General features: G+C 61.0%; 10 protein-coding genes, 4 tRNA genes and 1 pseudogene. 5 read left to right on the top strand and 10 right to left on the bottom strand.

What is annotated here, in order from left to right:
- Nucleotides 1-38 precede the first annotated feature (38 nt).
- Nucleotides 39-725, bottom strand: coding sequence for an energy-coupling factor ABC transporter permease (locus DTP52_RS28580; protein ID WP_109756365.1), 687 nt, complete (start codon nucleotides 723-725; stop codon nucleotides 39-41).
- Nucleotides 726-870: 145 nt separating this feature from the next.
- Here DTP52_RS28580 and DTP52_RS28585 point away from each other — a divergent pair, with 145 nt between their 5' ends.
- The 4 genes from DTP52_RS28585 to DTP52_RS28600 are packed head-to-tail and all read left to right on the top strand — an operon-like array spanning nucleotide 871 to nucleotide 3,606.
- A complete protein-coding gene (locus DTP52_RS28585; protein ID WP_003205682.1) occupies nucleotides 871-1,497 on the top strand; it encodes a DUF1780 domain-containing protein in 627 nt (208 codons plus the stop codon).
- On the top strand, nucleotides 1,494-2,021 hold the full coding sequence (locus DTP52_RS28590; protein ID WP_109756366.1) for an MOSC domain-containing protein: 528 nt from the start codon (nucleotides 1,494-1,496) through the stop codon (nucleotides 2,019-2,021). Before DTP52_RS28585 ends, DTP52_RS28590 begins: the two co-directional genes overlap by 4 nt.
- Before the next feature lie 52 nt (nucleotides 2,022-2,073).
- A complete protein-coding gene (locus DTP52_RS28595; protein WP_003185543.1) occupies nucleotides 2,074-2,247 on the top strand; it encodes a DUF3094 domain-containing protein in 174 nt (57 codons plus the stop codon).
- A 60-nt stretch (nucleotides 2,248-2,307) separates the two neighbouring features.
- Complete coding sequence (locus DTP52_RS28600) at nucleotides 2,308-3,606, top strand: NAD(P)/FAD-dependent oxidoreductase (protein ID WP_109756367.1); 1,299 nt, start codon at nucleotides 2,308-2,310, stop codon at nucleotides 3,604-3,606.
- Nucleotides 3,607-3,814: 208 nt separating this feature from the next.
- Here the strand turns inward: DTP52_RS28600 and DTP52_RS31775 are convergent, their stop codons facing one another.
- The 9 genes and pseudogenes from DTP52_RS31775 to rluD form a co-directional block, all read right to left on the bottom strand.
- Complete coding sequence (locus tag DTP52_RS31775; RefSeq protein ID WP_371925660.1) at nucleotides 3,815-4,678, bottom strand: methyl-accepting chemotaxis protein; 864 nt, start codon at nucleotides 4,676-4,678, stop codon at nucleotides 3,815-3,817.
- Nucleotides 4,670-5,440: pseudogene (locus DTP52_RS31780) on the bottom strand (MCP four helix bundle domain-containing protein); the annotation flags it as partial. The pseudogene DTP52_RS31780 and the gene DTP52_RS31775, both read right to left, overlap by 9 nt.
- 145 nt (nucleotides 5,441-5,585) lie before the next feature.
- Nucleotides 5,586-5,662, bottom strand: a tRNA-Pro gene (locus DTP52_RS28610).
- Between the two features lie 93 nt (nucleotides 5,663-5,755).
- Nucleotides 5,756-5,831: transfer RNA gene (locus DTP52_RS28615), tRNA-Lys, on the bottom strand.
- 5 nt (nucleotides 5,832-5,836) lie between these two features.
- Nucleotides 5,837-5,913: transfer RNA gene (locus DTP52_RS28620), tRNA-Pro, on the bottom strand.
- Nucleotides 5,914-5,920: 7 nt separating this feature from the next.
- Nucleotides 5,921-5,996, bottom strand: a tRNA-Asn gene (locus tag DTP52_RS28625).
- Between the two features lie 299 nt (nucleotides 5,997-6,295).
- Nucleotides 6,296-8,860, bottom strand: a complete 2,565-nt coding sequence (gene clpB, locus DTP52_RS28630) for an ATP-dependent chaperone ClpB (RefSeq protein ID WP_053125348.1) — start codon at nucleotides 8,858-8,860, stop codon at nucleotides 6,296-6,298.
- Nucleotides 8,861-8,989: 129 nt separating this feature from the next.
- Entirely contained in the window at nucleotides 8,990-9,715 is a 726-nt protein-coding gene (gene pgeF / locus DTP52_RS28635; protein ID WP_109756369.1) for a peptidoglycan editing factor PgeF, read from the bottom strand.
- Nucleotides 9,712-10,674 (bottom strand): 23S rRNA pseudouridine(1911/1915/1917) synthase RluD, encoded by a 963-nt coding sequence (gene rluD, locus DTP52_RS28640; RefSeq protein WP_109756370.1) that lies wholly within the window; start codon nucleotides 10,672-10,674, stop codon nucleotides 9,712-9,714. The genes pgeF and rluD overlap by 4 nt, the downstream gene beginning before the upstream one ends.
- Nucleotides 10,675-10,825: 151 nt before the next feature.
- Between rluD and DTP52_RS28645 the strand changes: the two genes are divergently transcribed.
- Nucleotides 10,826-11,842, top strand: a complete 1,017-nt coding sequence (locus DTP52_RS28645; protein ID WP_092204245.1) for an outer membrane protein assembly factor BamD — start codon at nucleotides 10,826-10,828, stop codon at nucleotides 11,840-11,842.
- Nucleotides 11,843-11,934: the final 92 nt, after the last annotated feature.

Genomic DNA, 11,934 nt, shown 5'->3' on the forward strand with positions numbered 1-11,934 from the left:
AGCATGAAGGGCGTGCGATTGTGCAGCCTTGACGTGAATCAAGGCTTGTCATCATCGTTCCACGGGGCCGACAGGTAGCGCGTGCGGTTGAAGGTTTCCAGCCATTCGGGGCTGAACACCACCAACGCACTGATCACCATGCCGTTGATGAAGGCCTCGGGAAAAATGATCAGCCAGAGGTAGCCGACAAAATCTTCCAGCCAGTAAGGCATGGCGAATATACCGTCGTACCACAGCAGGCCAAGCCCCAGCAGCAGGCACGCCAACGCCGCGAGCGCGGCAGCGAGAAAACCCGAGCAGAAGATATATACGAACAGATTGCGCGGCTGGGCGCGCTCCACCAGGATCGCGCAACACTCGGTAACCAGCACCGGCAACAGGATCAACAGCACACCGTTGACCCCTACAGCCGCCATGTCCTGGCGCCCCAGCAGCACCAGCGCAAACTGTGCACACAGGCCCCCCAGGATCGCCAAGGGCCAGTCCAGCAGCAACGTCACGGCGGTCATGCCGATGAAGTGATACGAGACACCCGTGTCGAAATCCCGGCGCACCAGCCACAGCATGAACAACGCCAGCACCGTGCCGAACAGCAGGTGCTGGCGACGACTGTCGGTGAACAACTCGACCCACGGTGCTCGCGACACCGCCCAGACCAATACCGGCACATAAATCAGCCAACCAGCCGCCAGGGTCTGCGGTGAGAGCAGTTCAGCACCGATCATGGGACTACTCCTTTCACTTGCCCTTGCATCAAAGACTCCTTGATCGCTTCGCGATCCAAGCTGGCAGTCTACACCCCGCCCCATAACGGCCATTAATCAACGCAACGCTTCCAGCTTGTCGCAATTGAACGCTAAGCTTGGGCTCATGGATGACTCCGATTACTTACGCCTGCTGACCATCGCGGCCGAGCAAGCCAACGCCTTTCTCTCCAATGCCCGCAAATGGGAGCGTGAGCGTTGGGTCTGCCAGCGTCTGCTGCAAGGGCTGAACGTGCCTTATCGCGCCGACGAGTTCGCGCCGGCCGGCGAACCGCCGGACGTCTTGTTTCGCGATGCCAATTTCGAGGTTTTTTTCGTGCTCGACGAGGGCCGCCGTCTCAATGATGAATGGCGCGATGAACTGCAACGCCGCCGCAGTGCGTTCTCCCTGAGCCAACTGGTGCGTCGCGAGGCCAAGCCCCGGCGGATCCCGGCCAATGAATTCCTGATGCGGCTGGCCCCGACCCTGCGCAAGAAAGCCCACAACTACACCGAGCGCGGCATGGACCTGGGCGACCTGGACATCATCGCCTTCGCCAGCCTCAAGCGCGAAGTGCTGGACCTCAACAGCCATTTCCCGCCGCCGACCGAATACCTGCGCCAGGGCTGGCGCTCGCTGTCGCTGGTGGGGCCGACGTTCGCCCGGGTGCTGTTCGCCCATCCCGATGCGCCGGACTTCCTGCGCAGCAACCTGGGGCGCAGCATTGTGTTCGATGTCGGGATCAGCCTGTGAGCCCATTGCAGGAATTGATCGCCGCCGTGCCGCAGCAGGGCTGCGTACGCTGGATTGGCGTGCGCCCCCAGGGCCATGCGCCCATGATCGAACTGGACGCCGTGGAGGCCCGCCTGGAAGCCGGCCTGACGGGTGATCATGCCCGCCCCGGCGTGCGCAATGCCCGGCAAGTCACCTTGATTCAGTGGGAGCACCTGGCCGTGATCAGTTCCCTGATGGGCCGCGCGGCGGATCAACCGGTGTTGCCACAAGAGCTGCGACGCAACCTTGTGATCAGCGGCATCAATCTGTTCAGCCTCAAGGGCCGGCGCTTTCGCATCGGCCAGGCGATCTTCGAAACCACCGGCTGGTGCCAGCCGTGCGCGCGACTGGAGCGAAACCTCGGCGAAGGGACGTTCCAGGCCGTACGCGGCCATGGCGGAATCACAGCCCGGGTGTTAAAAAGTGGAATCATTCGCCTGGACGACAGCTTGCGTGTCGAACCTGTTCCGGCGAGCGGCTACGCTGCTTTCAATGCCGGATAGCCGGACGCTGTAGCGTCTACACCTTTCGCAACGTCTACCTGACGAGGCCTTTATGACCAGCCGCCTGAACCCAGATGACCAGAAGCATGTCGAAGAGTACCTGCAACTGTCCCAGCACCGAGTCGAGCGCCGGCCCTTCCGGCCGTGGATGCTCCTGGTGGTGGTACTGGCCGTGACCATCGGCCTGGGCCTGTTGAGCCGACTGATCAGTTACCTGACGCTATGAGCCGCTTGATGCTCGCGCGGGTAACGGCACCGATTTCCTTTAGCCTTGCGAGATATCCCCATGACTCATCGTATTGTCATCGTTGGCGGCGGCGCCGGCGGTCTGGAGTTGGCTACCCGTCTGGGTAAGACTCTGGGCAAGCGCGGTACGGCCAGCGTGATGCTGGTCGACGCGAACCTGACCCACATCTGGAAACCCCTGCTGCACGAAGTGGCCGCCGGCTCCCTCAACTCTTCCGAAGACGAACTCAACTATGTCGCCCAGGCGAAATGGAACCACTTCGAGTTCCAGCTCGGGCGCATGAGTGGCCTGGATCGCGAGCGCAAGAGAATCCAACTGGCCGCCACCTATGACGAGGGCGGCGTCGAATTGTTGCCGGCCCGGGAACTGGGCTACGACACCCTGGTGATTGCCGTCGGCAGTACCACCAACGATTTCGGCACCGAAGGCGCGGCGCAGCATTGCCTGTTTCTCGACACCCGCAAGCAGGCCGAGCGTTTCCATCAGCAACTGCTTCACCACTATCTGCGCGCCCATGCCGGGCAGACCGATATCGTCGAGCGCATCAGCGTCGCCATCGTCGGCGCCGGTGCGACCGGGGTCGAACTGGCGGCCGAGCTGCATAATGCCGCCCACGAACTGCACGCCTACGGCCTGGACCGCATCAAACCGGAAAACATGCACATCACCCTGATCGAGGCAGGCCCACGCGTCTTGCCGGCACTGCCGGAGCGTATCGGCGGACCGGTGCACAAGACCCTGGAAAAACTCGGGGTCAATGTCATGACCAACGCCGCTGTCAGCCAGGTGACCGCCGACAGCCTGATTACGGCGGATGGCAAAGTGATCGACGCGAGCCTGAAAGTCTGGGCCGCCGGGATTCGCGCACCGGACTTCCTCAAGGACATCGACGGCCTGGAGACCAACCGGATCAACCAGTTGCACGTGCTGCCTACGCTACAGACCACCCGTGACGAGAACATCTTCGCCTTCGGTGACTGCGCCGCCTGCCCGCAACCCGGCAGCGAACGCAACGTCCCGCCCCGCGCCCAGGCAGCGCATCAGCAGGCCTCGCTGCTGGCCAAGTCCTTGAAGCTGCGGATCGAGGGCAAAGCCCTGCCTGAATACAAGTACACCGACTACGGCTCGTTGATCTCGCTGTCGCGGTTCTCGGCAGTGGGCAACCTGATGGGCAACCTGACCGGCAGCGTGATGCTCGAAGGCTGGCTGGCGCGGATGTTCTACGTGTCGCTGTACCGCATGCACCAGATGGCGCTGTACGGCATGTTTCGCACGGCGATGCTGATGCTGGGGAGCAAGATCGGGCGTGGGACTGAGCCTCGGCTGAAGTTGCACTGAGGATAAAAGCGACGCGTAAACTGCTCGTGACAGCGATGGGTTCTAGAGGTGCATCGCCTGTTCCACCGTTTTCGCGAGCAAGCCCGCTCCCACAGTTGATCGCATACTCATGAAATACTCGATCTCCTGTGGGAGCGGGCTTGCTCGCGAAGGCGGCAGTGCAGTCAATAGTCATCTAAACGATAAAAATCGAGCTCCGCAGCATCAATCAAACCTGAAACCGCTGCACCATCGTGCGCAGCGAATTCGCCAGTTGCGACAACTCATGGCTGGACGCGCTGGTCTGGTCCGCGCCGGAGGCCGAGCGCACCGACAAGTCACGAATGTTCACCAGGTTGCGATCCACCTCACGGGCGACTTGCGCCTGTTCTTCGGCGGCGCTGGCGATCACCAGGTTACGCTCGTGGATCTCGTTGACCGAGGCCGTGATGGTCTGTAGCGCTTCCCCTGCCCGTTCCGCCATCGCCAGGGTGCTGGCGGCGCGACTGGAGCTGGCCTGCATGGAGTCGAGTGCCTGGGTGGCACCGCTGCGCATGCCCTGGACCATCTGTTCGATTTCCTGGGTCGATTGCTGCGTGCGATAAGCCAGCGCCCGCACCTCGTCCGCGACCACCGCGAACCCCCGTCCACTCTCACCCGCCCGGGCCGCTTCGATGGCCGCGTTGAGGGCCAGCAGGTTGGTCTGCTCGGCGATGGCCCGGATCACATCCAGCACCTTGCCGATATCCTGCGACTGGCTGGCCAGGGATTGCACCAGGCCGCCAGTCACTTGCACATCGCTGGCAAGGGCGCCGATGGCATCGACCGTGTCGCTGACCCGCTGCTGCCCAAGGGACGCCGACTCACTGGACTGACGCGTGGCATCGGAGGTGGAAACCGCATTGCGCGCGACTTCCTCCACGGCGGTGGTCATTTCGGTGACGGCGGTGGCCGCCTGTTCGATTTCGTTGTTCTGCTGTTGCAGACTGTGGGTGCTATCGACGGTGACCGCGTTCAGCTCATCGGCGGCGGTCGCCAGTTGGGTAGCCGAGCCGCTGATACCCTGCAGGGTTTCACGCAGGTTCTGCTGCATGGTCGCCAGCGCCTTGAGCAAGCGGCTCACTTCGTCGCTGCCGTGGGTCTCGATCGGTCGGGTCAGGTCGCCTCGGGCAACGTTCTCGGCAGCATTCAAGGCCTCGCCCAAAGGCTTGACGATACTGCGGGTGAGCAGCATGGCCAGGGCCACCGTCGCCAGGGCGGCGAGCACGATGAACAGGCTGACGATCATCCGGGAATTGACGTAGTGCTCCTGGGATTTCTGGCTTTCGATGGAGACTTGTTTGGAGAACAGCTCCGCCAGGTCGTTGAGTTGTTTGCCGGAACCGTCCACCACGGTCTTCATGTCCACCAGCAGCAGCTTGATCAACTCGTCCCGACGTCCCTGCTCTGCCAGTGCAAAGGATTGGGCGATGCCCGTGCGGTAAGCAGCGAAGGTTTGCTTGAACTGGTCATAAAGCGCTTTGCCTTCAGGCGTGACGACCAGCTTTTCGTAACTGGCGATTTTTTCGCTCAGTTCCTTGTCGCGGGTGTCCATTTGCCCACGATACACCGAGATGTTCTTCGGATCCTGGTCCAGGGCCATGCGCAGGGAGATCGTGCGGATGCGCAACATCAATTCACGGATCTCGTCACCGCCGCGAATACTGGGCAACCACTGGGTTTCTACCGCGACTTCACTGTCACGGATACTCGACATCTGTCCCAGCGCAAACACCCCGAGCAATGCCACCAGCACGGCGATCAAAGCGAAACCCAACGCAGCACGGGGGGCGATATTCAGTTGACGAAGAACCATGGGGAGCGCCTTTTTTATTATTGGCCTGAAGTGGGGCCATGCCCCTGTCGGTGGGTTATCGGCAGGTTGTACGATGACTTAAGGCTATCTGCTTTATCACAGGCAAAAAAAATCCCCGTATCTTTCGATACGAGGATTTTCAATATGGTCGGGGTAAGGGGATTCGAACTCCTGACATCCTGCTCCCAAAGCAGGCGCGCTACCGGACTGCGCTATACCCCGGTAAAAAAAAGGCGACCTTCGCAAGTCGCCTTCTCGATCAGCGCTTTTGGCCTCTGATCTTAAGATTCGATTCCAGCGAACTGGTTTCAAAAATGGTGGGTCGTGTGGGATTCGAACCTACGACCAATTGGTTAAAAGCCAACTGCTCTACCAACTGAGCTAACGACCCAAATATGGTCGGGGTAAGGGGATTCGAACTCCTGACATCCTGCTCCCAAAGCAGGCGCGCTACCGGACTGCGCTATACCCCGATTGAAATGGCTCCGTGACCAGGACTCGAACCTGGGACCCAATGATTAACAGTCATTTGCTCTACCGACTGAGCTATCACGGAACTGATATTTCAAGTTACAACGTTGAAGCTAGCTTCAACCTCTTCTACCCTTACGCATCGCTGCGTTCGTGTGTCTGAGGCGCGCTATTCTACAATCTTCAAAACCTCTGTCAACCCCTTAAATTGCTTTCAAGACAATGATTTGCAACTTATTTTGGATTCCTTCTCAGTGAGAAGTCGTCCTTGGGGTGACTGACTGCGGGGCGCACTTTACAAGCCTTTTCCTTTGAGTTCAACGGCCTGATGAAAAAAATGGCCTCGCAAAGCGAGGCCATTCCAATTGCAGGCAATGCCGGCTTTCAGTTGAAGACGATTTCGTCGTTCTCCACCGTACCGGTCACGGTTTCACCCGGCATGAAGCGACCCGACAGGATCAACTGCGCCAGCGGGTTTTCGATCCAGCGCTGGATCGCCCGCTTCAGCGGCCGTGCGCCATAGACCGGGTCGTAACCCACGGCAATCAACTTGTCCAACGCCTCATCGCTCAACTGCAGTTTCAGCTCACGCTCGGTAAGACGGCTGCGCAGGCGACCCAACTGGATCTCGGTAATGCCGGCAATCTGATCGCGGGCCAACGGCTCGAAGATCACCACTTCGTCGACCCGGTTGATGAACTCTGGCCGGAAGTGGGTAGAGATCGCATCCATCACCGCAGCGCGCTGCGCCTCGCGGTCACCCACCAGTTCCTGGATCTGCGTCGAGCCCAGGTTGGAGGTCATCACGATCACCGTGTTACGGAAATCCACCGTGCGCCCGTGGCTGTCGGTCAAGCGACCATCCTCCAGCACTTGCAGCAGGATGTTGAACACATCCGGGTGCGCCTTCTCGACTTCATCGAGCAGGATCACCGAGTACGGTTTGCGCCGCACAGCCTCGGTCAGGTAGCCACCCTCTTCATAGCCGACATAACCTGGTGGCGCACCGATCAACCGTGCCACGGAATGTTTCTCCATGAACTCGGACATGTCGATGCGCACCATGGCCTCTTCCGTATCGAAGAGGAACTCGGCCAACGCCTTGCACAATTCAGTCTTACCGACACCGGTAGGGCCGAGGAACATGAACGAACCACTCGGCCGGTTAGGATCCGACAGCCCGGCGCGGGAACGGCGCACGGCGTTGGACACCGCCACCACCGCTTCTTCCTGACCAATCACACGCTGGTGCAGCAGGCTTTCCATCTTCAGCAGCTTGTCACGCTCGCCTTCGAGCATTTTCGACACCGGAATACCGGTCCACTTGGAGACCACTTCGGCGATTTCTTCCTCGGTGACCTTGCTGCGCAGCAACTGGTTTTCGCTCTTGCCGTGCTGGTCGACCATCTGCAGGCTGCGCTCCAGGTCCGGGATCACCCCGTACTGCAGCTCGGCCATGCGATTGAGGTCGCCTTTACGGCGCGCCGCTTCCAGCTCCTGGCGGGACTGTTCGATCTTTTGCTGAATCTGCGCCGAGCCCTGGACTTCGGCTTTCTCCGAGTTCCAGATTTCCTCGAGGTCGGAATACTCGCGCTCATGGCGAACGATTTCTTCCTGCAGCCTTTCCAGACGCTTCTTCGCCGCTTCGTCGCTTTCTTTCTTCAGGGCCTGGGACTCGACCTTGAGTTGAATCAGGCGCCGCTCCAACCGATCCAGCACTTCAGGCTTGGAGTCGATTTCCATGCGGATGCGGCTGGCCGCCTCGTCGATCAGGTCGATGGCCTTGTCCGGCAATTGGCGGTCGGTGATGTAGCGGTGGCTGAGCTTGGCCGCCGCGATGATCGCGCCATCGGTAATCGCCACCTTGTGGTGAACTTCATAGCGTTCTTTAAGGCCGCGCAGGATAGCGATGGTGTCCTCTTCGCTCGGCTCCTCCACCAGTACTTTCTGGAAGCGCCGCTCAAGGGCCGCGTCTTTCTCTATATATTGGCGGTACTCGTTGAGCGTGGTCGCGCCGACGCAGTGCAGCTCGCCACGAGCCAACGCTGGCTTGAGCATGTTGCCGGCGTCCATCGAGCCTTCACCCTTGCCCGCACCGACCATGGTGTGCAGTTCATCGATGAACAGGATGATCTGTCCTTCCTGCTTGGACAGCTCATTGAGCAGCGCCTTGAGCCGCTCTTCGAATTCACCACGGTATTTGGCGCCGGCGATCAAGGCCCCCATATCCAGGGACAACAGCCGCTTACCCTTGAGGCCATCCGGCACTTCGCCGTTGATGATGCGCTGGGCCAGGCCTTCGGCGATGGCGGTTTTACCCACGCCTGGCTCACCGATCAGCACCGGGTTGTTCTTGGTGCGGCGTTGCAGCACCTGGATCGTGCGGCGGATCTCGTCGTCACGGCCGATCACCGGGTCGAGCTTGCCTTCTTCGGCACGCTTGGTCAGGTCGACGGTGTATTTATCCAGCGCCTGGCGCGACTCTTCGTGGTTGGCGTCGTTGACCGCTTCGCCGCCACGCAGGTTGTTGATGGCATTTTCCAGGGCTTTCTTGCTCACGCCCTGGCCAAGCAGGAGTTTGCCGAGCTTGCTGTTTTCATCCATGGCGGCGAGCAGCACCAGCTCGCTGGAAATGAACTGGTCGCCCTTCTGCTGGGCCAGGCGATCGGCCTGGTTGAGCAGCCGCGCCAGGTCCTGGGACATGTTCACGTCACCGGTCGGATTCTGGATCTTGGGTAACTGGTCGAGTTCTTTCGCCAGTTCTTTGCGCAGGCTGTTGACGTCAAAGCCGACCTGCATCAGCAGGGGCTTGATGGAACCGCCCTGCTGTTCGAGCATGGCTTGCATCAAATGCGCCGGTTCGATACCGGGATGGTCCAGGCCGACGGCCAGGGACTGGGCATCGGACAGGGCCAACTGTAATTTGCTGGTTAAACGATCAATACGCATGGGTCACCTTCCTTTTGAGCAGGCCGGACCTAAACACATCCTGAATGAAGAAACCTGCCAGATACCCTTATAGATGTGGTCGATTCTGGAAGTTTCAAGCAGCGCAGCCTTGATACAGATCAGAGAAGTCTAGCGTTCGATCCAGACCAGCGAGGCGAAGCGACCGGTGCGCGGATTGCGGCGGTAGGAAAAGAAACGAGGATCGGTCACGGTGCAGAGACCGCCACCGTAGACGGCCGTGACCCCGCGCGCGGCCAGGCGCAGCCGGGCCAGTTGGTAGATATCGGCCAGGAACTTGCCGGCGTTGGGGCTCGCAGCGAAGGCTTGGCTCGCCAGGGGCAGTTGCGCGATGAAGGCTTCACGCACCTCCGGCCCAACTTCAAACGCTTGCGGACCAATGGCCGGGCCGAGCCAGGCGAGGATTTCATCCGCAGGCACGGCAAGGCTGTCGAGGGTGGCCTCCAGCACACCGTTGGCCAGTCCGCGCCAACCGGCATGGGCCGCTGCGACGCGGGTGCCGGCACGGTTGCAGAACAGTACGGGCAGGCAGTCCGCCGTCATTGACGCGCAGGCGATACCCGGTGTGTCGGTCCAACTGGCATCGGCGGTCGCTACCTGGGTGGGGTCAGCCTCGACCACGGCAATGCCGTGGACCTGCTGCAGCCAGGCCGGGGTGATGGCGAACTGATCGGTGAGACGACGGCGGTTTTCGGCGACAGCCGTGGGGTCGTCGCCCACATGATCGCCCAGGTTGAGGCTGTCGAACGGCGCCAGGCTGGCGCCGCCCCCTCGGGTGGTGACGCAGGCCTTGACCCGGGCCGGCGCAGGCCAGTCGGGTATCAGCCAGTCACTCATCCGACGAACGCCTCGCGGTCCTGCTTGAGCAACGTCAGCAGCCAGACGAAGTCATCCGGCAACGGCGACTCCCAGCTCATGCGCTTGCCGGTCGTCGGATGATCCAACTCCAGGAAACGCGCGTGCAGCGCCTGGCGCGGGAAATTCTTCAGCGATTCGACCATGGTCTGGCTGGCGGCTGGCGGAATGCGGAAGCGACCGCCGTAGGCCGGGTCACCCACCAACGGAAAGTTGATGTGGGCCATGTGCACACGGATCTGGTGGGTACGCCCGGTTTCCAGCTTGACCCGCACATGCGTGTGGGAACGGAAGCGTTCAAGCACACGATAATGGCTGACCGCCTGCTTGCCGCCCTCCATCACCGCCATGCGCTGGCGCTGCTGGCCGTGACGGCCAATCGGTGCGTTGATCTTGCCACCGGCGGTGACCACGCCGATCACGATGCACTCATAGATACGGCTGACGCTGCGGCTTTGCAACTGAGTGACCAGTTGTGTCTGCGCCTGGATGGTCTTGGCCACCACCATCAGACCGGTGGTGTCCTTGTCCAGGCGATGCACGATGCCGGCACGCGGCACATTGATGATGTCCGGTACATGGTGCAGCAAGGCATTGAGCAACGTCCCGTCGGCATGACCGGCAGCCGGGTGCACCACCAGGCCCGCCGGCTTGTTGATCACCAGGATGTCGTCGTCTTCATAGACGATGTTCAGGGCGATGTCCTGGGCGACCCATTCTCCCTGGGCCTCCTGCTCGGCGGTCAGCTCGAGGATGGCACCGCCGTGGACGATGTCGCGCGGGCGGATCACCGCCCCATCCACAGTCAGGCGGCCGTCCTTGATCCAGGCGGAAAGGCGCGAGCGCGAGTGCTCGGCGAAGAGTTGTGCGGCGACTTGATCGAGGCGTTGGCCGCCCAATTCGGACGGCACCTCTGCGCGAAGTTCTATTTTATCGGACATGCTCGGACTGGGCGTCGGCACAGCCTTTGGTTTCGGCTGCGCGCTTGTGGTTAAATACGGCGTCTTTTGCCCCGAGGCTTTTCAACGGGGCGCTCATCATAACAGGACGGCCCCGCCCAAGACAGCGGCCGTCATAGGGACGCAAGCCGCCATGCAAGTGAAACACCTGCTGCTGATCGCCATCCTCGCATTGACTGCTGCTTGCTCGTCGAAGGAAGTCGTAGACGAAAACCTGAGCGAAGTCGAACTGTACCAACAGGCGCAGAACGACCTGGATAACAACAGCTATACCAGCGCCACCGCCAAGCTCAAGGCCCTGGAGTCGCGGTATCCGTTCGGTCGCTACGCCGATCAGGCCCAATTGGAACTGATCTACGCCAACTACAAGAACGCCGAGCCGGAAGCCGCCAAATCCGCTGCCGAGCGCTTCATTCGCCTGCACCCGCAGCACCCGAATGTCGATTACGCCTATTACCTCAAGGGCCTGACCTCCTTCGACCAGGACGTCGGCCTGCTGGCGCGTTTCCTGCCGCTGGACATGACCAAGCGTGACCCGGGCGCCGCGCGCGACTCCTACAATGAGTTCGCCCAGCTGACCAGCCGCTTCCCCAATAGCCGCTACTCGCCGGACGCCAAGCAGCGCATGATCTACCTGCGCAACCTGCTGGCGTCCTACGAAATCCACGTAGCCGACTACTACCTGACTCGTCAGGCCTACGTCGCCGCTGCCAACCGCGGTCGCTACGTGGTGGAAAACTTCCAGGAAACCCCATCGGTGGGCGACGGCCTGGCCGTGATGACCGAAGCCTACCAGCGCCTGCACCTGGACGACCTGGCGGCCACCAGCCTGGAAACCCTCAAGCTGAACTACCCGGATCACCCATCCCTGGTCGATGGCCAGTTCACCCCGCGGGTCGACGAAGCGGACAACCGTTCGTGGCTGAGCAAGGCGACCCTGGGCCTGATCGAGTCGCGTCCGCCGCTGCCGCCGGGAGAGACGCGCGCCAACCAGGACGTGCAACGCCAATTCCAGGATGCCAAGGAAGCCATCCCGAACGAACTCAAGCCCAAGGATGAAAATGGCGACGTGATCGAAGAAGAAGAGCCTGAGAACGAGTCCAGCGACCGCTCCTGGTTCAGCCACCTGACCTTCGGCCTGTTCGACTGAGACAGGGGCATCAGCAAAAAGGGAGACCCGACGGTCTCCCTTTTTTGTACCTGGCTTTTATTGCGCTGTGCGCCGTTCCTGTCCTTGGCTAA

The sequence above is a fragment of the Pseudomonas sp. 43mfcvi1.1 genome (genome assembly GCF_900115935.1).
Taxonomy (GTDB): domain Bacteria; phylum Pseudomonadota; class Gammaproteobacteria; order Pseudomonadales; family Pseudomonadaceae; genus Aquipseudomonas; species Aquipseudomonas bijieensis.